General features: G+C 67.1%; 16 protein-coding genes, 1 tRNA gene and 1 pseudogene. 10 read left to right on the plus strand and 8 right to left on the minus strand.

Annotated elements, in window-relative coordinates; all coding sequences use genetic code 11:
- Window positions 1–44: 44 nt before the first annotated feature.
- Both ACIBL3_RS39075 and ACIBL3_RS39080 read right to left on the minus strand, forming a co-directional pair.
- Window positions 45–356 (minus strand): hypothetical protein, encoded by a 312-nt coding sequence (locus tag ACIBL3_RS39075; RefSeq protein WP_396359007.1) that lies wholly within the window; start codon window positions 354–356, stop codon window positions 45–47.
- A 121-nt stretch (window positions 357–477) separates the two neighbouring features.
- On the minus strand, window positions 478–2,214 hold the full coding sequence (locus ACIBL3_RS39080; RefSeq protein WP_396359008.1) for an aminotransferase class V-fold PLP-dependent enzyme: 1,737 nt from the start codon (window positions 2,212–2,214) through the stop codon (window positions 478–480).
- Between the two features lie 93 nt (window positions 2,215–2,307).
- Here ACIBL3_RS39080 and tenA point away from each other — a divergent pair, with 93 nt between their 5' ends.
- From tenA to ACIBL3_RS39100, 4 genes are all read left to right on the plus strand, one after another.
- A complete protein-coding gene (tenA, locus tag ACIBL3_RS39085) occupies window positions 2,308–2,970 on the plus strand; it encodes a thiaminase II (RefSeq protein WP_396359009.1) in 663 nt (220 codons plus the stop codon).
- Complete coding sequence (locus tag ACIBL3_RS39090) at window positions 2,967–4,514, plus strand: phytoene desaturase family protein (RefSeq protein ID WP_396359010.1); 1,548 nt, start codon at window positions 2,967–2,969, stop codon at window positions 4,512–4,514. Before tenA ends, ACIBL3_RS39090 begins: the two co-directional genes overlap by 4 nt.
- 71 nt (window positions 4,515–4,585) lie before the next feature.
- Window positions 4,586–4,658: transfer RNA gene (locus ACIBL3_RS39095), tRNA-Lys, on the plus strand.
- Between the two features lie 244 nt (window positions 4,659–4,902).
- Window positions 4,903–6,333: a helix-turn-helix domain-containing protein gene (locus ACIBL3_RS39100; RefSeq protein ID WP_396359011.1), complete on the plus strand. Its 1,431-nt coding sequence runs from the start codon at window positions 4,903–4,905 to the stop codon at window positions 6,331–6,333.
- A gap of 81 nt (window positions 6,334–6,414) precedes the next feature.
- On the opposite strand, the gene ACIBL3_RS39105 is transcribed toward ACIBL3_RS39100, so the two are convergent.
- Both ACIBL3_RS39105 and ACIBL3_RS39110 read right to left on the minus strand, forming a co-directional pair.
- On the minus strand, window positions 6,415–6,876 hold the full coding sequence (locus ACIBL3_RS39105) for a PPC domain-containing DNA-binding protein (protein WP_396359012.1): 462 nt from the start codon (window positions 6,874–6,876) through the stop codon (window positions 6,415–6,417).
- Window positions 6,877–6,887: 11 nt separating this feature from the next.
- Window positions 6,888–8,183 carry a hypothetical protein gene (locus ACIBL3_RS39110; RefSeq protein ID WP_396359013.1) on the minus strand — a complete coding sequence of 432 codons (1,296 nt, stop codon included), beginning with the start codon at window positions 8,181–8,183 and terminating at the stop codon, window positions 6,888–6,890.
- Between the two features lie 611 nt (window positions 8,184–8,794).
- Between ACIBL3_RS39110 and ACIBL3_RS39115 the strand changes: the two genes are divergently transcribed.
- Window positions 8,795–9,535 (plus strand): helix-turn-helix domain-containing protein, encoded by a 741-nt coding sequence (locus ACIBL3_RS39115; RefSeq protein ID WP_396359014.1) that lies wholly within the window; start codon window positions 8,795–8,797, stop codon window positions 9,533–9,535.
- Entirely contained in the window at window positions 9,535–10,011 is a 477-nt protein-coding gene (locus ACIBL3_RS39120; protein WP_396359015.1) for an NUDIX hydrolase, read from the plus strand. The genes ACIBL3_RS39115 and ACIBL3_RS39120 overlap by 1 nt, the downstream gene beginning before the upstream one ends.
- Here ACIBL3_RS39120 and ACIBL3_RS39125 read toward each other — a convergent pair.
- Window positions 9,991–10,557 (minus strand): HD domain-containing protein, encoded by a 567-nt coding sequence (locus tag ACIBL3_RS39125; RefSeq protein WP_396359016.1) that lies wholly within the window; start codon window positions 10,555–10,557, stop codon window positions 9,991–9,993. The two genes, ACIBL3_RS39120 and ACIBL3_RS39125, sit on opposite strands and share 21 nt — an antisense overlap.
- 90 nt (window positions 10,558–10,647) lie before the next feature.
- A complete protein-coding gene (locus ACIBL3_RS39130; RefSeq protein ID WP_396359017.1) occupies window positions 10,648–11,373 on the minus strand; it encodes a multiprotein-bridging factor 1 family protein in 726 nt (241 codons plus the stop codon).
- Window positions 11,374–11,539: 166 nt separating this feature from the next.
- Here ACIBL3_RS39130 and ACIBL3_RS39135 point away from each other — a divergent pair, with 166 nt between their 5' ends.
- The 4 genes and pseudogenes from ACIBL3_RS39135 to ACIBL3_RS39150 all read left to right on the plus strand — a co-directional run bounded on the left by ACIBL3_RS39135 (window position 11,540) and on the right by ACIBL3_RS39150 (window position 13,102).
- Window positions 11,540–11,743 carry a hypothetical protein gene (locus ACIBL3_RS39135; RefSeq protein WP_396359018.1) on the plus strand — a complete coding sequence of 68 codons (204 nt, stop codon included), beginning with the start codon at window positions 11,540–11,542 and terminating at the stop codon, window positions 11,741–11,743.
- 152 nt (window positions 11,744–11,895) lie between these two features.
- Complete coding sequence (locus tag ACIBL3_RS39140) at window positions 11,896–12,168, plus strand: hypothetical protein (protein WP_396359020.1); 273 nt, start codon at window positions 11,896–11,898, stop codon at window positions 12,166–12,168.
- Between the two features lie 347 nt (window positions 12,169–12,515).
- A pseudogene (locus ACIBL3_RS39145) lies at window positions 12,516–12,854 on the plus strand (recombinase family protein); the annotation flags it as partial.
- Between the two features lie 131 nt (window positions 12,855–12,985).
- On the plus strand, window positions 12,986–13,102 hold the full coding sequence (locus ACIBL3_RS39150) for a helix-turn-helix domain-containing protein (protein ID WP_396359056.1): 117 nt from the start codon (window positions 12,986–12,988) through the stop codon (window positions 13,100–13,102).
- A 319-nt stretch (window positions 13,103–13,421) separates the two neighbouring features.
- On the opposite strand, the gene ACIBL3_RS39155 is transcribed toward ACIBL3_RS39150, so the two are convergent.
- Both ACIBL3_RS39155 and ACIBL3_RS39160 read right to left on the minus strand, forming a co-directional pair.
- Window positions 13,422–13,913 carry a hypothetical protein gene (locus ACIBL3_RS39155; RefSeq protein ID WP_396359022.1) on the minus strand — a complete coding sequence of 164 codons (492 nt, stop codon included), beginning with the start codon at window positions 13,911–13,913 and terminating at the stop codon, window positions 13,422–13,424.
- An 88-nt stretch (window positions 13,914–14,001) separates the two neighbouring features.
- A complete protein-coding gene (locus tag ACIBL3_RS39160) occupies window positions 14,002–20,643 on the minus strand; it encodes an RHS repeat-associated core domain-containing protein (protein ID WP_396359023.1) in 6,642 nt (2,213 codons plus the stop codon).
- Window positions 20,644–21,054 lie beyond the last annotated feature (411 nt).

Raw genomic sequence — 21,054 nt, forward strand, 5'->3', positions numbered from 1 at the left:
CATTGGTGTAGCCGTACCTCCGAGTTGGCAGGTACGGCTACTGGTCACGCGGTGTGGACTCGGCGACGCTGGAAGAGCCACACGCCGGCGATGGCGACTGCGGCGCCGCCGAGTGCTGCGGCGCCTGCTTCGAGGACCTCGGTGGCGGTGCCGTCGACCGAGATGACCGTGGAGGTGTCGGGTGGGGCGGGCGCGACGGGCGGGTACTCGGGGTAGTTCGGCGGACCCGGCGGGACGGTCTCGGTGATCGGCGGGCTCGGCTCGTCCGGGGGCATCGCCGATGCCGTGGTCGCGCCGAGCGTTGTGGTGCCGGCTGCGAACGCGAGCGCGGCGAGGATGGAAAGCGGGTGCTTCATGGCCAACTCCTTGCGGTGAGATTGCTTGCCTCACCACAGTCGCCGCGCAGGCCCCCGCACCACATCGGGCATCTGCCCACACCTGATCGCCCCAGGTCCTTAGGCAGCTCCCCCGAAGCCCTCAGGTCTGGAGGGGTGGGCGGGCGGTCAGGCAGCGGGACGGGAGGTCGAACCAGCGGAGATGGTCGAAGTCGGCGTTGACGTGGCCTTCGTGGTCGGGAGTGCCTTGGCAGGTCGAGAGGAGACTGCGGGCCTCGGCCAGGTAGTCCTCGAGGGCTGACTCGGGGGCGGTGTGGTCGTGGTGCGGGTAGCGGAGGGTGCCGTCGGCGTCGTACCCGACCTGGGACAGCCGCATCGGTGGCTCGACCGGACCGCGGTGGTGGCGCCACAGGCCGTTCGTAGGGTCGAACCGATAGTCACCGAGCAGCCGCCACCCGTCGCGGGCGACCAGTTTCACCGCCTCCACGACGTACGTGAAAACGGCCTCGGAGATGAAGTAGTTGAAGTTGACCCGCACCCAGCCCGGCTTGATCCCTTCGCAGCCGTGCAGGATCTCCGCGGCGAACTCGTGCGACCGCTCGAGGTCGATCCCGAGCAGCGTGTGCCCGTACGGACCCGCGCACGAGCACCCGCCGCGCGACTGGATCCCGAACAGGTCGTTCAGCAGCGCGACGACGAAGTTGTGGTGCAGATACCGCCCGGACGGCGCCTTGACCACGAACGACACGATCGACAACCGCTCGGCGTCCAGGTTGCCGAGGATCTGGATGCTCGGCTCCTGCTGCCACGCCTCGACCGCGCGCCGCAGGTACGCGTCCTCGTGCGCGCGGATCACGTCGATCCCGACCGCCTGCTTGAGCTGGAACGCCAGCCCGGCGCGGATCGACCCGATGATTGCCGGTGTCCCGCCCTCCTCCCGGTGCACCGGGTCCTCGAGGTAGCGGTGCTCCAGCGGGTTCACGTACGCGACCGTCCCACCGCCCGGCACGTCAGGCACCCGATTGCGGAGCAACTCCCGACGAGCCACCAGTACGCCGGGAGTCCCGGGACCGCCGATCAGTTTGTGCGGACTCAGGAAGATCGCGTCCTTGTACTCCAGCGGGTCCTCGCCGTACATGCCGATCTCCACGTACGGCGCCGCCGCCGCACAGTCCCAGAACGACAAAGCGCCGTACCGGTGCAGCAGCGCCGACACGCGACGGGTGTCGCTGACGATCCCGGTGACGTTGCTGGCCGCGGAGAACGAGCCGATCTTGAGCGGGCGGTCCGCGTACTGCGCCAGCCGCGACTCGAGTTGGTCGATGTCGATGTGGCCGTCGTGGTCCTGGCTGATCACCACCACGTCGGCGATCGACTCGCGCCACGGCAGCTCGTTGGAGTGGTGCTCGTACGGCCCGATGAACACGACCGGGCGCTGCTCCGGCGGGATCTGGTCGGTGAAGTGGTAGGTGTCGTCGAGCTCGGCCGGGATCCGCAGGCCCAGGATCCCGATCAGCTTGTCGATCGCGCCGGTCGCGCCGGACCCGCAGAAGATCACCGCGGTCTCGTCGTCGCCGCCGACGCTGTCGCGGATGATCCGGCGAGCGTCCTCGCGCAGCCGGGTGGTCTGCAGACCGGTCCCGCTGGACTCGGTGTGGGTGTTCGCGTAGCGCGGCAGCACCTCGGCGCGGATGAAGTCCTCGAGGAAGGTGAGCGCGCGCCCCGAGGCGGTGTAGTCGGCGTACGTCACCCGGCGCGGACCGTACGGCCCGTACATGACCTGGTCGTCGCCGATCACCGAGGCCCGGATCCGGCGCAGCAAGGGGGTGTCGGGCGGCATCCCGGCCGTCGCTTCAACCCGCTCCCCCTGGATGGTCATGGCGCCAGGGTAGAGCGAGCGAGTGACTTTCGTCTCGTGCTGTCGTGCCGCGTTGTGGATAAGGTCGTCGCAGTCGACGGCGAGGGAGTTGGGATGACGTTTTCCACCGAGCTCTGGGACCGCGGTGGGGCGGCCGTGTACGACGAGATCGTCCGGCATCCGTTCATCACCGGGCTGACCGACGGCACGCTGGACCACGACGCGTTCCGCTACTTCATCGTTCAGGACAGTCACTATCTGCGCTCGTACTCGCGGGCGCTGACCCTGGTCGCCGGCCGCGCGGTCGACGAGGACGCGGTCAGCATGTTCGCGCTGCACGCGGCCAACGCGATCGCGGTCGAGCGGGAGCTGCACGCGTCCCTGCTCGGCTCTCTGGGTCTCACCTCGGCTGATGTCGACGTAGCCGGGTCCGGTCCTACGACGACGGCGTACATGTCCTATCTGACCGCCGTGTGCGCGACGGGCACCTACGCCGAGGCCGTGGCCGCCGTACTGCCTTGCTACTGGATCTACCGCGATGTGGGCCGCGAGCTGCTGAAGCGGTCGTCGCCGGACCCGCTGTACCGGCAGTGGATCGAGACATACGGGTCCGACGAGTTCGACGCCGTGGTGGAGTCCGTGCTGGCGGTGACAGACGGTCTGGACGTGAGCGCCTCGGAGCGGGAGCGTTGTCATCAGCACTTCAGTACGACGTGCCGCTACGAATGGATGTTCTGGGACGCCGCGTACCACAAGCTGGATTGGCCGGTCGGATGAAAGACTTCTACGACGTCGTGATCGTCGGGGGCGGACACAACGGGCTGGTCGCCGCCGCCTACCTGGCCCAGGCCGGCATGTCCACGCTGGTGCTGGAGCAGCAGCGCCACACCGGCGGCGCCGCGGTCAGCCAGCAGGTGTTCGCCGGGGTGGACGCCCGTCTGTCCCGGTACTCGTACCTGGTCAGCCTCTTCCCGGACAAGATCGTCGCGGACCTGGGCCTGTCCCTGGACCTCCGGTCACGCGCGGTGGCGTCGTACACGCCGGTACGGCGCTCCGGCCGCGACGTCGGCCTGCTCGTCGAGCGTCCGGAGGGTGCGGGCACGCGGGCGTCGTTCGAGGCGCTGACTGGGAGCGACGCGGAGTACTCGGCCTGGTCGGAGTTCTACGGCGCGGTCGGGTCGCTGGCCGAGGTGATCGCGCCGACGCTGCTCGAGCCGTTGGTGCCGGCGGCTGAGCTGCGATCCCGGGTCGACGCGGGGATCTGGGACGAGATCATGGAGCGTCCCCTCGGCGAGACCATCGAGCGGCGGTTCGCCGACGACACCGTGCGGGGTGTGGTCGCGACGGACGCGGTAATCGGCACGTTCGCGGGTCTGCACGACGAGTCGCTGATCCAGAACCGGTGCTTCCTCTACCACCTGATCGGCAACGGCACCGGTGAGTGGCGGGTGCCGGTGGGCGGGATGGGCGCGGTCACGGACGCCTTGGCGGCCGCGGCTCGGCGGGCGGGCGCCGTACTCGTGACGAATGCCTCTGTGACCTCGGTGGAAGCGGATGGCGTCGGCGGGTCGGTGACCTGGCTCGGTGGGGACGGTGAGCGGTCGGTCGACTGCTCGTACGTGCTGTCCAACGTCGCGCCGACCACGCTGGACGCGTTGCGTGGCCGGCCGGTCGGTGCGAAGCCTGAGGGATCTCAGCTCAAGATCAACCTGCTGCTGTCCCGGCTGCCGGCGCTGAAGTCGGGCGACGACCCGCGGCGTGCGTTCGCTGGCACCTTCCACATCGACGAGGACTACAGCCAGTTGGAGTCCGCCTACCGATCGGCTGCGTCCGGTGCGCTGCCCGCCGTACCGCCGTCGGAGGTGTACTGCCACTCGCTGACCGACCCGTCGATCCTCTCCCCCTCACTGGTTGCCTCCGGCCACCACACGCTGACCGTGTTCGGCGTCCACTTCCCGGCACGGTTGTTTGCCTCCGACAACGATTCGGCCCGGGAGGAGGCCGCCCGGCGGGTGCTGGCCGGGCTGGCGTCGTACCTGGCCGAACCGCTCGAGGACTGCATCGCCCGGGACCCCGACGGCAACCTGTGCGTCGAGGCCAAGACGCCGTACGACATCGAGGAGTCGGTCGGGATGCCCGGCGGCCACATCTTCCACGGCGACCTGCAGTGGCCCTGGGCCGCCGGCGACGCCGACGCGGGCCGCTGGGGCACCGAGACCGACGTCGCCAACCTGCTGATCTGCGGTTCCGGCGCCCGCCGCGGCGGCGCCGTCTCCGGCATCGGCGGCCACAACGCCGCCATGTCCCTGCTCACCCGATAACCGATTTCGCATCTCCCATCCACCCCTGCTACGATCCTCATCGTTCGACCGCAAGACACAACACAACACAGGCGCCGCTAGCTCAATTGGCAGAGCAGCTGACTCTTAATCAGCGGGTTCGGGGTTCGAGTCCCTGGCGGCGCACATAAGCCCAGGTCACAAGCGTGTCCTGGGCTTTGGTGTATGTGGAACAAACCACAAACTGACCACTTTGCCGCCCCGAGCCGCCCGCGCGTGGCTCCGCGTGGTCAGTCGCTGCGCCCCGTCGGCCTTCAGTTGATCGTAACTGTGTGTCACATCACAGAGTTTCGCATCGTTGTCGGATTCGCGGATTCCGGCCCTTGGCCAGCGTTGAGCTTCCAACCGTCACACAGGTTGGAGGCGTGACATGTCCAGGCCACCACTGCCCATCGGAACCTGGGGCAAAATCTCGACTCGCGTGGAGAAGACCGACGTAAAGGGCAAGCCCGTCACCTACCTGGCGAAGGCCAGGATCCGCGACCACGACGGCTACGTCCGCCCGGTGACAGCCGTCGGCGGCACCAAGACGGCTGCCGAGCGCAATCTGCTCCAGAAGCTCCAGGACCGGGCCAGGACGAACCAGTCCGGTCAGCTGACCGCGATGCACAAGATCAACCACCTGCTCGATCTGTGGGAGAAGAGGTTCGAAGGAATGGTCGCGGACGGCACGAGGTCACCCACCTCTCTGGACACCTACCGCCGCTCGCTCAAGAACCACATCCGACCAGCCCTCGGCGAACTCCGCATCGGCGAAGCCAACACCCCACGCATCGACACCATCCTCACCAAGATCAAAACCCGAGCCGGCGCCCCCACCGCCAAGACCTGCCGCGCCATCCTGTCCGGAGCCATGAGCCTCGCCGTCCGCTACGGGGCCATCTCCGTCAACCCGGTCCGCGAAGTCGACGCCATCGAAGCCAAGCCCAAGAACCCACCCCGAGCACTCACCGCAGAGGAAGTCACCCTCCTCCGCAAGAGCCTCGCCGCCGACGAACGAGCCGTCCAATCCGACCTCCCCGACCTCGTCACCTTCATGCTCGGCACCGGCGTCCGCATCGGCGAAGCCCTAGCCGTCCTCTGGCATCAGGTAGAGCTCGAGGCTGGGACGGTCGAGATCACCCACACCATCGCCCGCATCCCCGGCGAAGGCCTACTCCGCAAGACCACCAAGTCAAGAGCCGGCGAGCGCGTCCTCAGCCTGCCCCGCTGGGCTGTCTCCATGCTCCGCGCCCGCCACGCCGCCGGCATCCGCCTCGACGACCCCATCTTCGGCGACACCCTCGACGGGTTCCGCGACCCTTCCAACAGCCGCCGTGCCATCCGCACCGCCCTCTCCCCCGTCGGCAGCACCGCCCGCCGAGACCTCGGCCTCACCCTCCGCGCCCTCCGCCGCAAGACCGGCATGACCCGCAAACAAGTCGCCGAAGTCCTCACTTGGCCCCAAACCAGAATCGAACTCATCGAAACCGGCCGCATCAAAGTCGACCACCAACTAGTACGGACCCTCGTCGCGACCTACAACATCACCCCCGAAGACTCTCCAACCCTCCAAGCCGAGATCGACGCAGCCACCCAACCAGCCGAGTCAGACAAGCTCGCCTGGATCCGCTCCCATGCTCTCCGCAAAACCACCGCCACCGCCCTCGATGAAGCCGGCCACACCGCCCGCCAGATCGCCGACCAACTCGGCCAATCCAAAGTCTCCATCACCCAAGACGTCTACCTGGGGCGCCGAGCCGCAAACCCAGCCGCCGCCGAAGCGCTTGAGCGGGCATTCGAAGACCCCGACCTGCTGTGAGCTCGGCCGGATCCAGGTTCCAGGGTCAGACTGGCGGCCGCGTCCGGCCCAGCCGAGCCAGCTGACGACGCCGTGCCCGGGTCAGCCGAGGAATCTGAGGAGAGGGACATCGAAGAGTTCCGGGTCCCTGGGACGCGTCCACCTCGGGTCGACGATCTCCACGACGTACATCTCCGTGAGGAATTGGACGGTCGCACCCAGAAGATGGCTCGTATAGCCGCTGGCAGAGTGGGACTTGAGGCCGACTGAGACGTGGATGTGAGGGCGGAGCTCACTGGTTGCGTCGTCGAAAGCGAGAGTGCCGCCGCCCAGGGCCTCGACGTACTCGAGGTGGACAGAGCTCCAGACCGGGGCCTCGGGGTTCTCGAGGCGTTCACAGGTTCCGACGAGTTCGACGTCGCGGAAGCCGGCGATGAACATGGGGATGAAGCCCTGGCGGATGTCGTGGGTGCGGCAGAAGTCGGTGAGGGAGGTGTAGAAGTCTTCGCCGTGGTCGAAGCGGACGGCGAAGGTTCGGCCGGGAGTGACCTCGGCTGCTTGCACTGGCTGCTCCTTCAGGAATTCGGAGATTGGTTGAGGTTGGCAACATAGCGGAGTGCCGTCATGAGGCCGTCGTTGGACAGCAGGCGGCTGCGTGGGTGAGCGAGGCCGTCGACGCCGACCGCGGCGAGTTCGCGGCAGCGGCCGGCGAACCACCCCCAGGGGATGTCGAGGTAGGCGGCCATCGCCTGGAGCCGGCCGGACGGGGTTGGGTGGGCGATGACGGACTTCGCCGCAGCATGACTCGCAATGTCGCGGTAGGTGGACCAACGCGATGACGGCGCGTCGGTGTCGACGTACCAAAGACCAGTCCCGCGCAGCCAGTTGGCCACGATGAGATCGTCGGCCACCACGAATCCCTCGATCTCTGCGAACTCAGGCTCGGGACTGACCTGCGCCTCGATGCCGACCGCCTCCATCAGCGCCACGGCGAGCAGCAGCAGGACGCGCTCGTACCTGGCCGACGCACGCACCTCGTATTCCGGGATGCAGAAGCCGCGGCGCAGCGCCGTGTACCGCCTCGACGTGTACCGCAGATAGCTGAGCTTGTGCGTCCACAGCAACCACGCAGCAGCTTCCTCGCCGCGCTGCTCCCGGCTCCAAAAGAACGGGCTCGTCGTGAGCCTGTGGAGGTGCCGAACGATGTGGCGCGCGCAGAAATCCGATCCAAGCCACCTCCGCGACACGTCGTTCAGCTTCGGCACCTCGCTCAGCGTCGCCGACGAAGCCGACCGCTCCTCATAGTGCGCCAACGACCGCTGGTACGAGTCCAGAGCACTGTCATCGGCCAAGATCGCCGAATCCGTGTTCGTCACAGCCCACACCACCGCGGTCGTCAAGTCATCCAGCCGGTATGCACGCGGCACTCGATGCGGTTCCGAACCTCGGATCGCACCGGCCGCAAACTCCCGGCCATCCGCGATGTGCACGGCCTGTCCCTCATCGGTGAGAGTCGGAGTGATCAGCAACGTACGGCGATGAGGCCGCCCGAGGATCGCCATGAGATCGGACGAACGTTCAAGTACGACGCCGCCGTCGACGGGGACTGAGGGTGCTACCACCGCGGCCAACTCAGCACCTTGGAAGAACCGCCCACCCGGCACATCCACGACGGCCGCCGTAATCGCATCGACGTCGCGTCCCAGGTCCATCAAGGCGACACTCCGACCGGCGCCGCCTTCATCGATGGCGCGTGCCCGCCGATTCTCGAAACCGAGCTCAGCGTCATCCGCCGCACCGAGAACCTCGCGCAACGCGGCCCGCACCTCGCTGAACGGCCAGTAGTACCAGCCACGCTCCCAGTCCGACACAGACTTCGAGGAGATTCCTCCTCGCCTTCCCGTTGCCCTCAGAATCGCCGAGTTCACCCTCTCGGCCAGCTCTGCCTGAGTCATCTCCCCTCGCGCCCGGCGCAGTCGCACGTTCGGCTTTCGCTCAGGGTCACTCACGGCCCTGCCCGACCAACGTCAATTGCGAATCCGGAAGCGCGCAAGCATCCACCCGGTCGGTTCCGATGTAAGCCACCGCAAGTTGGCGACCGGACCCGTCGCCAGCGAGAATCCGTACCCGCACGAAGGCATCGAAAGCTCTCGGCAGCCGACCGTGGCGGCCCTGGATAAGGACTCTGCCACCCCGCAACTGCCCTTGCTGCTCGTGAATCCACCGCTCGACGATGCTCCGAGCCGTCGCCTTCGGTCTCCGGCTGAAGAGTCCGGTCCTGACCGCCTCCAACTGCCACGCCCCGTTGTCTCGCCGGGTGGCGATCTCGAAGACGTACCTCACGCGGCCCCTCATCGCTTCCTCCTCCATTCGATCCTCAGAGGGTGCTATGAAGCGTCAGGACGGCGCGCGGTCTGGAACGGACGCGTCCGAGACGTCCTGCCTGCACTCAAGACGTCCCAAGATGTCTTAGGTTATGTGCATGGCCAACGAGCGACTGCGAGCCGCGATGCTCGAGAACGGCTTGACCGCCCTCACTCTCGCGGCGGACCTCGGCGTCGACATCAAGACGGTCGAGCGCTGGGTCAACGGTCGCATGCCTTACCGCCGCTACCGGTACGCCGTATCGAGTCGGCTCGGTGTCGACGAAGGCTACCTCTGGCCGGACGCACTGACCAAGGACCAGGTCACTGCGGCGTCAGCGAGCGAAGTCATCGCCGTGTATCCCCACCGGTCCGAGGTACCGCGAGATGCCTGGCGGCGACTGTTCGAGTCAGCTGACGAAGAGATCGGCGTACTGGTCTACGCAGGCTTGTTCCTGGCCGAGGACGCCGGACTGCACCGGATCATCCGCAAGAAGGCAAAGGCCGGCGCTCGGGTTCGGTTTCTCGTCGGCGACCAGCGGGATCAGCACATCGCAGAGCGAGGCGAGCAGGAAGGTGTCGGCGACGCGATGGCAGCCAAGATCCGCAACGCATTGGTTCTGTACAACCCACTGCGCGACGTCGAGGGAATCGAGTTCCGGATGCATCGGACCGTGCTCTACAACTCGATCTACAGGGCCGACGACCAGTTGCTCGTGAACTCCCACGTGTACGGAGCCAGCGCCTCTCACGCACCGGTTTGGCACCTGCGCAAGGTGGCCGGCGGCGAATTCGTCAGCGTCTACCTCGAAAGCTTCGAACGAGTCTGGGACACCGCCGTACCGCTATCGGAGAACTGATGCCACGCCGAATCGACTACTACGACGACCCGACAGCCCCCGCCGCGAACAGCATGGTTCCGTCGGTAAATGTCGTGGTCGAGAACGAGGCTGGGCAGATCCTGATGATCCGTCGCTCCGACAACGACAACTGGGCGGTGCCGGGCGGCGCCATCGACCTCGGTGAATCGATGTCGCAGGCCGGCGTCCGGGAGACCCTAGAGGAGACGGGGATCGAGTGTGAGATCACCGGCGTCGTCGGGATCTACACCGATCCGAAGCACATCATCCTCTACACCAGCAACGGCGAAGCGCGGCAGGAGTTCTCGATCCTGCTCACCGGCCGCTTCGTCGCCGGCGAGCCGACGCCAAGCAGTGAGAGCACCGAGGTGCACTGGATCCAGCCAACTCGGCTGGCCGACCTCAAAATGGACCGCTCCATGCGCCGACGTGTCGAGCACTACCTCGAGCGGCCCTCAACGCCCTACTTCGACTGACCACCCTCGCGCCATCAACTCCTCAACGTTGCGGATCGCGCCCCGGAGCAGCGGCTCAGCCCGTCGAATCGATCGATGGACCACATGCTCGGCCGGATACCGGCGCAGAATCTCCGCGAGCCGGTCGTCCACGTTCGTCGGTACGCCGTCGACCGCCGTACTCAAGTCGCAGTACGTCAGCGCATCCAACAGGTCGGCTGGAGGCGAGGCGAACTCGCCCGATATCGCCGGCATGCCGCGTTCGTCAGCCTCGATCGCGGCGCCGGTATGGTGCGCGACGAGCTGACAGACCACCTCCGGCACCTCAGGAAGAGCTCGCAGATACCTGGCACCGTCCAGCGAGTGGAAGCCGGTCAACGCCACAGACCGCGCATAGCCGATGTCGTGCAGCCAGGCCGCGACCTGGATCAGATCGCCCTCCTCCCCAAACATGTCAGCGAGCGACCTTGCCCGCGCCGCCACTCCACGAGTGTGTACCCACCGACGAGGTAACTCTTGTTCGAGAAGGTCCCTGGCGATGTCCCGGGCGTCGTTAGGTTTGATCACATCCTCGACGCTACGTCAGGCTCAGCGGGACAGGACAGGACCCCTCCCGGACATCTGGGACGTCTCTACTCGTCCGCCGTACCGCGAGCCTCATCGAACTGCAGGCATTGCATCGCTCCAGACCCGGTCGAAGCTGGCCAGGTAGAAGTTGAACATCTCGCCCTGGTCCGCGTTGAGCAGGTGGTAGACGGGCGCGCGGGCCGATGCGATTCCGTGCAGATGCTGATTGACCAGGACCTGGTTGTCGACGCGATAGATCGAGTTGTACAGGAGCACATCGTGCACGCGCAGTTGGACTTGCTCGGATGCCACGAGTGGTCGGATGCGATCGATCGAAGCGGCCATACTGTCTGAGAGTGCCTCCTCGTCGTCCTCCTCAGAGCCCGCGCGGGTGAGGTCCAGGCGATCCGGATCTCCTAACGCCACCGCAACCTTCTGCCCCTGGTCACCCTTGTCAGCGAGGATTCCGAGGAAGCGAGCATCTCCCACCAGGAAACCTGCACTGTAAGCGAGCACGTTGATCTCGGACTGAGCGCCGGCGAACATCGACAACCATGCCTCCTGCGAGATCAGGTCGCGCCGCGGGTAGGCCGCAGCAAACTCAGCAGGCAGCGACCGCCCGGCCGCTCGAACCTCGGGCCAGATCTCGCCTTCATCCAAGCCGAGCAGCCGAGCGAGCTGGTCTCGATATCTCGCGTACGGCAACCTGCCATCGAGCCAGCGCTGCGCGGTCTTGGGGTCGACACCGAGGCGTGCCGCCAGGTCGGCCTCCGAAAGTTGCGCCTCGAACAGCGCCCGCCGAAGCGTGTCGTTCACCGGACCTCCTGCCTCATCGAGACTCCAGAAGTCCCTAGTCGTCCCCAAGAGGCTAACACAAGAAGTCCTAAGACGTCCCATTTCCGGGGTGCTGCCGTCCTAGGTGTCCAGGCCAATCTTTGAGGACCCGACGAACACCATGCAGTTATCCAGGAGAGTGAAAAGGGTGAACGAAGCAACGGCTACGGAAGCCTCGGATCGGACTGTTCGAGTTCGTGTCTGGTTCGGCCGCTTCCCGATCGTGGACTACACGACCCACGAGCGCGCGGCACCCATGCAGGCGGTCGGGCTTGGTCGGCGGTTCTCGGGGCTGCGCGTGACGATCGAGCCGGACGACTCCGGCACTGGCATCGTCGGTGCGGTCCGGTGAGCCCTCGTAATGGAAGGCCAACTGCGCTGGGCACGGCTTCGCTCACGCCTCAGGCGATGGTGGGACGCAATCAACGCGAGGTTCCGGCGCTGGATGGACGACGGCACCTGACAATGCCGTTGGCCGTAGCCTATGTCCGAAGATATCCATGGATGCTGGAACGAGAGTTCGAGCTCCTGCACCAACGACTTGCCACGGCCGCTGCGCATGCCGGCTATTCGCTCGGCACGGTTCATGTCGAGGAGCTCCCGACAGATCCGCAGGCCTTCGAGGCATTGCTCACCTCAGTGGTGGACCTAGGGGCCCGAGCCGTGATCGTCCCGTCGAGAGCGCACCTCGGCTGTTGGGAGCGCAAGGAGTCGAAGTACGAGCAACTCAGGCGGTCGACGTCGGCGGAGATCATCGTCCTCGATCCCAGCACCTGAGCAAACGAGCCCGGGTCCCCTCCCCGCAGGTGCACCTCCTCAACGCCTGCCGGCCGGGCTCGTTTCACGGAGTGCTCGTCCGCGAGATCCCCGAGCATCCCCTGCGCATCTCGCGGACGAGGACTCCACACAAGAACCCCCGGAGCTCCCGAAGGTGTCCCGGGTCGGGAGTAGGCGGTCCTCCATGCCGGCCTTGACCCGGTAGCGCTCGTGTCCGTTTGGCGAACCCTCACCGGACAGCCGCGACCAGGACGGCCAGGCCGCCGCGGTGAGCGTGAACCGCGGTCTCAGTAAGGGTGTCCGATGAGTTGTCTCTCTGTCGGGGGCTATCCGTACAGTCATGGGGCATGACTGGGATCCGGATCGGCTACGCGTGCTGCTCGACCGACAAGCAAGACCTCACCGCCCAACACCAAGCCCCCGTTGAGCTCGGCGTCGAGCCGGACCGGATCTACATCGACCATGGCCTCACCGGCACCAGCCGTAATCGCCCCGGCCTGGACCAGCCGTTCGCCGCGCCGCGGCCCGGCGACACCCTGGTCGTGCCCAAGCTCGATCGGCTCGCCCGGTCCGTGCCCGACGCCCGCTCGATCGGCGACGACCTCGCCGAGCGCGGCATCGCGCTGGCCCTCGGCACGACGACGTACGACCCGGCCGACCCGATGGGCAAGATGCTCTTCAATATCCTGGCCACTTTCGCCGAGTTCGAGGTCGACCTGCTCCGCCTCCGCACCCGCGAGGGCATGCCATCGCCAAAGCCAAAGGCAAGCTGCGCGGCAAACAACCCAAGCTCACCGCCCGCCAGCAGGCCCACCTGGTGCAGCTACACGCTGCCGGCAGCCACACCATCGCCGATCTCGCCGAACTGTTCAGAGTCTCCCGCCCCACCGTGTACCGGGTTCTCGAACCTAACGATCTCGCCTGCGGCTGGTGACAGCGTTCTTACCAACGCCTCAGCTTCAGGAGTCTGACGGCGCTCGTTTGCCGCTGGTGACACGTTCCTTACCGACACCCTCAGGCGCAGGGATGACGGACCGATGAGGCGGCAACGCGGCCGACGTTCGTCCCTTGGGCCGCGTCAGCTGTTCGACGACTGCATCCGGGCCATGACGATCTTCGGCAAGACCGCCGAGCCCGGGCCAAGAGCGGCCCGTCGTAACCCCGCCCGGGCATCCCTGAATCTGGCGGCTGGTGCTTGTAGCAACGGTTTTGGGGGGCCACCCCTACTCGTTGGGTTCAGTAGCGGTGCTTCGTCAGCGGAGGAGCGCCAGAGCGCCAGCCGCGACCCAGACGATGAATAGCCCCAACTCGATAGTTGACGGGGCTCGGAGGTTCCGGGTGATCTGAGCGGTGCTTGATCGCTGGCCTGGCCGGTCCTCGAGATCTGCCATGGCCCGCGTCGTGGAGTTGCGATCGCGTGTCGACATCTTCATCGCAAGTGACGTCTCGAGGCCGGCGCATGTGTAGCCCTTGCCGTTGGCGTAGACCTTGACGTACCGTTCGCCGTCGTCGATGCGATCGATCGCGTCCAACGGTATCTGGATTGTACGAACTGGATTCCGGATCGTAATCGCGAGGTCAGACACTTCAACAGATGGGTACCAAAAGATCGCAAGCGCCAGCGATGCGACTAGCCCGAATCCCCAAGTCGTCAATGCCGCATCGAGAGCAGAGAAGCGATCTTCCGGACTTGCATCGGAGGGACTGCCGAACAGATACATGGGGTCCATGAGGAACCAGATCACAATTAACAGGATCGCTGACACAACCCCGGCAACGCGATTTGTCTTGTTCCTGTGAACCGTGGACCCCACGATCGTCCAACCCCTCTCGTCAGTCGGCCCCGTAACTGCGGCGTCGCTTGGGCCGCGACTTCCAGTCGACCTGCGAGAATGCCATCAGGCCTGCTCCCGCGTATCCCTGGTGGAAGTAGGCCATCGGCCGTCGCGGAGTCAGTGGTCGACCACGGTGGCCACGTACGTACCTCAGCCAACGCTTGCGCCACTTACCGATGCGCATGTGCTTCGCATAGCGTACGCCATGGCTGCCATACATCTTGCTGATGCCCCGGCCCACGCCGTAGCCGGCAGCGGCCCAGCCCACGCCCTTGGCGAACTCCCATGCGAACCTCTTACTCTTGAATGTGCCAGCCGTCGCACGTGCGCTGATAGCGGCGACCGCCACGCCCGCAGCAAAGCAGGCTCCTGCCGAGACGACGATGCATGCACCGAACGCTGCGACGGTAGCTACTTTGGCCGCGTTCTTCCAGTTCAACCATTTCGGCCTCTTCCATTTCCTCCATTGGCCGTCGAGGTCTGAACTGTTGATCGGATCGGCCGGGTATGTGTATGCATTCGCGTTTCCGCCTGCGATTGGGTCGGTGCTGGTGAACAGGCCGGTGGCGCGGTTGTAGAGACGTACGCCCATGAGCATCAGGCCGGACTCCGTACGTGCCCGTTGCTTGGCTCCGAGCCATCCGTAGGAGACGGTCCCTGTGCTGGTGGTTTCGGTGATGGGGTTGCCGTATTCGTCGTAGCTGTTCCAGCCGGCGATGGCGGTGGCGGGAGCGCTGGCTGTTGGCAGGTCGACGGTGGTCACGACGTCGCCGTGGTTGTTGGCCAGGGTCAGGTCGGCGGCGCCGGTCTGGTCGACGGTGAGTGAGAGGTCACCGCCGATGAGTTCGGCGTACCGGGTGGAGGATGTGCCTTCTGTGACCCAGGCCGGGTTGTCGCTCGTGTCGGTGTAGTGGCGAACCTTCTGGGTGGTGCCTGAGCCGTTGGTGATAGTTTCGACCGCCCGCCGGTCGGCGGCGTCGAGGGTGAATGTCGTGGTCGTTCCGGCCTGCGCGATCGACCGCGCGAGGTCGTTGTCGTAGTAGGCCAGCGTGATGTTCCCGTTGGCTGGGTTGGGTGCGTCGGCGGCGGGCAGGGTCGTGGTGCGTCCGAGCGCGTCGTAGACGTAACTCCCCGAGCCGTTGGCGCCGGTGACTGGCCGGTCGGCGGTGTCGAACGCACGGGTGACGGTGGTGGCGCCGGTGGTGGTGCAGATTCCGTCACCCCCGCTGGTGGCGGTGGCTTTGGTGAGGCGGTTGTCGTTGCGGTCGAAGCCGTAGGTGCGGGTGACACAAGGTGTGGCAGTGGGGTCGGTGATGTCGACACCGGTCGCCGACGCGGTGCGGTCCTTGACCGTCACGAGCCGCCCGGCGTTGTCGTAGCCGTAGGAGCGGTCGTAGGGAATCGCGTCCCCTGGGGGGCTGCCGGCGGGTCCGGTGAAGGCGGCGCCGTCGGGGGTCCACTCGCGGGCCACGCGGCCGGTGACGTCGTTGTCGATCGACCAGGACAGCCAGCCGCCGTTCGGGTCGACGGTGGTGGATCCGTCCTCGTTCTGTGTGGTGACCTGGCCGGTGTAGCGCAGGCCAGTGGGTTCGCCGGCGTTGTCGGTGTCGTTGTGCTGCGTGACGCCGCCGGGCAGCTTCTGCACGGTCATGGTGCCGTCGGCGTCGTATCCGCCGACCGAGGTCCAGGCGGTGCCGGCGGTGGTGACGTCGACCTTGGTCGCGAGGCCGCGGCGTTCTTGCTGGCCGTTGGCGTCGGTGCCGTCGTAGGTGTAGGTGGTGGAGCCGTTCGCGTCGGTGACGGTCTTGGCGCGGCCGGCGGCGTCGTAGACCGTCGTTGCCGCCGTCTCGCCGGAGGGCTGGTAAGTGGTTTGGCGGCCCCAGGTGTCGTAGCCGGTGGTGATGGTGCCGGCCGTGGTGCCGTCGGCGTTCTTCGCGGTCACCACGGTCGGCTGCCCGGTGGCGGGGTCGTAGGTGGTGACCTTCTCGGTGTTCGGGGTCGAACCGGTGAGGCCGTTGACCGTGGTCTTGGTCGAGTCGGTGCGGCCGTCGGGCAGGTACGTCGTCGTTGTCGTGCGGGTGACGGCGCCGGAGGTCTCCTCGACCGCCGTGGGCGCGAGCAAGTAGCTGAACGCTGTGGTCGTGGTGGCCGGCAGCGTCGGGGTGCCGCCCGTGGGCGCGGCGGCCGGGTAGGTCGTGCAGACCAGGCCCGCCCACTGCGGCTTCGCACCACAGACCGGGTGGGTCGCGTTGGCGGCCGCCGTGTAATAGACCGTCTTGGTGGTGCCGGCGTCGGCGCCGTTCGAGGCCGGTTGCCGGGTCTCGATGACGCGGCCCTCGGCGTCGTAGCGCGTCAGCTTGACGATGTCGCCGCTGCTGTTGGCGCCGTCGAGGTCGACGTCGGTGATGGCCTTGCCGGGCTGGCTCTTCGCCCAGCCATCGGCATCGCCGGCCACGGGCGGGCCGTAGTCGGTCAGCGTCTGGCTGGTGGTTTCGAGATCGGTGCCTGTGCCCGGGTCGTGGGCGTAGGAGGTTTCGGAGGTGGCGAGCCGGTACGGCAGCGACGTGTCAGGGTTGATCCCGGCGTTCGGGGCTCCATGGTCGTAGGTGGTGTGCGTGTGCGGCCGCACCCAGGCCACGGTGCCGTTCTTCAGCGCGGCATAGCGGGCCGGGCCGTAGGTGTCGGTCACCAGCGTGCCGGCCGGGGTGAGCACGGTGTCGCCCGCGGCGTTCTTGATCTCCAGGTTGTAGACCGTCACCGAGGCGAGCTGGTCCACGGTTGCACCAGCGGGCATCGCGTTGTCGATGACCGCGCGGAGCGCGCGTTCGTCGAGTTCGCGGATCGTGTTGCCTTGGGTGTCGTAGTCGGTGGCGGTATATTGCCAGTTCCCGGCGCCGTAGGTGGCGGTGTTGACGGTGTAGCCGGCGGCGTCGGTGTACTGCAGGTCGGCGTACTCCCAGTCACCTGCACCGGGGGCCCCGGTGAGCACATGGTCGGGGCCGAAGACCGCGTAGCCGCTGGTGGGGGTTGTTTTCTGGTTCCAGCGTGCGACCGAGCCGGCGGTCAGGTCGGGGAGGCCGTCGCCGGACAGCGGGATGTCGTAGACGTACTTGCCGAGGGTGGCGGTGCCGCCGGCCGGGTCACCGGCGGGCCGGGCCCGGGTGACGGTTTCGAGCTTTTCGCGGCCGTCGACGGTGACGTAGTTGAGCTGGTAGGCGATCTGTCCGGCGGGCTTGATGGAGGTCAGGTCGTTGCCGGCGTTGTAGGTGTACTCCGTCGACAGGTTGGAGCGCGGGTCGGTGACCTTCGTGAGCCTCGCGTCGGTGTCGTAGGTGTAGGCGGCGACCTGGATCGAGTCCATCCCGGCCCCGCCGGTCTTGTCGGGGTTGTAGATGTCCAGCCAGGCCTGGCTGATCCGGACCTTGGTGGCGCCGATGGTGGTGTAGACGAACCGCAGCGCCCGGCAGCCCGGGTTCATCCCGGTCAACGGGTTCGCCGGGTCGTAGATGCCGCAGGTGACGCCCGGGGGTGCGGGCGCGATGATCCGCACGACGCGGCCGGTGCCGTCGTAGGAGAAACTGGTCTTGCCGGCCACACCGGGCTCGGAGATCCCGTCCGGCCGGAACTCGGCGACCGCGTTCGCGACCGGCGCGGCCGGCAGTTTCCAGGTGGTGACGGTGCCGTCATCCTCGATGTACGACAGCACCGTGTTGATGCCAGTCCCTGCGATCGTCAGCCGCGCGGCGTCCAGCTCGGTCTCCTCGTCGACGGCAGTCCAGTCGCCGGTCTCGAACGCGGCGGTGGTGCGGCGCTGCCCGGTGGGGGATTGGTAGATCAGGCTGGTGCCGTCACCGTCCATCAACACCAGCGTGCCGTCCAGGCGGGTGGAGTCGATCACCTGCATCCCCGCCGCACCGGCGTCGGCGCCGTCGAACTGGGTGCTCCAGCCGTCGCCGAATACGTTGTAGAGCGGGGTCCGCGGCGTCTCGTAGGTCATGTGGGAGCGGGAGATCGACAGGTCGCCGGTGTAGCCGGGGACCGAGATGTCGGTGGCTGAGGCGTTGAACTCGCCGGTGAACAGCGCGACCTGGCCGGGGCCTGCGTCGCTGGTGGGGAAGCCGTTGCCGAACGCGTGTGGCAGCCGCTGCACAGTGGTGCCGGGGGTTTCGGACCAGGTGCACTGCACGGTCGCGTTGTAGGTGAAACAGACCTGGATGTCGAGCTTGACCGGGACCCGCTCGTTCAGCTCGGTGGGCTGCACCCCGGCGGTGTCGGGGTCGGAGTCGAGGAAGTTGTCGGTCTTGGCGTTGTTGGTGTCCCAGGTCGTGTTCACGGTGACGCCGCCGGTGCCGTTGTCGGTGACGGGCAGTTCGGTGGGGTCTTCGTTCCAGCCGACCAGGTCGTCGGCGCCGCCGTACCCCGAGACCCGCCACCGCACTTTCGCGGTCACCGTGGGCGCGGTGCCTTTGGGTGGGCCGGCCGCGGTGACCCGGATCGTGTCCGCGGTCGTGATCCGGGGCTCGGCGGCCGGCGACGACAGGGCGGCGTTGCCCCAGCCGAGCCGCCAGGTCGCGGTCGACGAGAACTTGCCCGACGGTGATTCGGCCTGGACCACGATCGTGTGCAGGCCGGGTTCGGTGTGCTTGAACGTCACGTCGTACTTCGCGACCGCCGGGTCGCTCGAGGGCGTGATCTTGACCTGCCCCTCCGGCGTCCCGGGCTCGGTGACCGGGCGCTGGCCGTCGACGAACATCCGCAGATAGCCGGGGGCGTTGTAGCCGGTGCCGGTCGCGGTGATCGTGCACGTCACATCCGCGGCCGGTTCGGTGTCCGACCAGGTGCTGTTCACGTCATACGGCGCCGGGCACGTCACCACTGGCTGGGCCGGAGTCGCTGCGGCGGTTCGCAGCCGCGTCCAGTACCCCGTCCATGGGCCGTCGACGCGGCCGTCGTTCGCCTTGGCGCGGATGTAGAGCTGGGTGTTGTCCGGCAGATCCGCGCCCGGGCTACAGCCGGCCAGGGTGCCGAAGGCATACACCGATGACGTGCAGGTGCCCTTCAGGCTGGTCTCGTTGACCGGGGCGGTGTGGAACTCGTAGATGTACTTGACGGTGTTGCCGTCCGGGTCCGTGGCCTTGGTCTGCACCCACGGCCGCAGCGTCGGCGAGTACATCGACGACTCGGACTCCTCGTCGGCCGCATAGGCAACCGCCCCGTCCACCTCCACGGTTCCGGGCTCGTTCGGGGGCCGGTTCCAGGTCAGTGAAATGTACGGAACCGCCGGGCCTTCAGACGCATAGAACCGCTTCCACGCGTTCGCGTCCGCCTCATTCGCCGCCTTCAACGCCACACCCACGGTGGCGTCAGTCTGCTCGGACCAGTACTGCGCCAGCCCGGTCATCGGGATGTAGATCCGGTCCGCCGCACACCCGGTGAAGCCCTTCGCCGCCGACACCGAACCCCACACCGTGGAACTCGTGACCGGCTGGTTCGTCCACCGGGTCGCCGTCGACGCCGGCAACGCCGCATGCAGGTTCACCTGCGTCGGGGTGCACGTCGTGGCGCCCCACTGCATGATCGACAGCTGCGCCGAGATCACGTCCTTGCCCTGGAACACCGCACCCGGGAAGTTCAGGAACGACCGCTCCGTCGTCGACCCGTTCTTCCCGACCCGCAGATCCACCGTCGTCGACAAGTCGTTGGGCCAGCCGGACTGCACGAACGTGTCGAAGCTCGACAGCACCGGCGTGTTCGCATACGTGGGGTCGACCGTCACCGGGAACACCCGGCCCGGATCCAGCAACCATTCCGCGTCCGGCGCGACCACCAGCGTCGCCCGCCCCGCCGACACCTGCTCCACCGTGACGTTCACGACCGCCTTGTTCACCGGATCCTTCGTCGCGGGATCAGTGACCGAGTCCCACATGTAGGCCACCGGGATCCGCGACCGCACCACGTTCTCGGCGTCGACGAACTCGATCGTCCCGTCCGCCGCAGTCCGCGCGGTCAGGCCCGTCGTGCGCAGCGGAATCCGCCACACCGGCGCCGCCGCCGGGCGCTCCTTCACGATGAAGTCGGCCTCGAACCCCGACCTGCGCGCATCCAGCGTCATATCGACACCCGGCTGCACCTCGGCATAGGTCGCCTTCGTGCCCTCGATGGTCGGCTCGGGCAGCCTCCACGGCGCCAGCCACTCCACCCCGCGCCCCGTACCGGCCGCCGCCGAGGCGAAGACGCCCCCGGTCGCGGCGTTGCGCTTGCCCAGCCGCAGGCCCAGCCTGTGGCCCCGCGGCGCGACCGTCCCGTCGGTGCCCCTTTCCAGGGTCAGGTCGATCGGCTGCCAGGTCCCGTTCGCGGCCTTGAACCGGATCGGCGCCGCGTGCGCCTCGGTGGTCATCGTGCCGTCCGGGTTCGCCCACGTCGTCGAGGTCTCCGACCGCATCGACTCGACCTCGACCTTGGAGCCCTGCGACCGCGCCGTCACCACCGCCGACACCAGGTCTGGCCGCGACGAGACCTTCGCTGCGGCTGGTTGCGGGTCCGCCACCGGGGCCGCCTGGGCAGGCTGCCGGCCCTCCAGCCCAGTGACCAAAAGCGCCAGCGCCATCACGGCAGCGACGATCCGCGGGAACTTCTGCACACGGACACTCTGCGAACGATCCAGAACGAACACAGGCGACTCCCCACTTCACGCCGGCCCAGGACAAGCACCGATGACTAGGCGGGTCACCGAGCTGGCCAGCGACCCGTACATCGCCAACCAGCAGCACGGCGTTACAGGACTGCAACAACCTGCAACTTCACGCCGAACCATTGACCCCAGGCCACGGGCGAACGTGCTAATCGGATGACCGCGTTCATCCCGCCACACCAGTCACCTTGGCGATCCAACTATGCTGGCGACCATTCGGCTGGTTCCGGCAGGCCGACTGTCTCTGATCTGGTCAACCGGCACAACAGCCGTCGTACCTGGCGACTGGAACGCCGACCGATCCAGTACGCCGAGCAGGCTCGCGGATCGCCTGCGTGTGCCAGCGCTCGTCGAGGATGC

It is taken from the genome of Kribbella sp. NPDC050124 (assembly GCF_044460355.1).
Taxonomy (GTDB): Bacteria; Actinomycetota; Actinomycetes; order Propionibacteriales; family Kribbellaceae; genus Kribbella.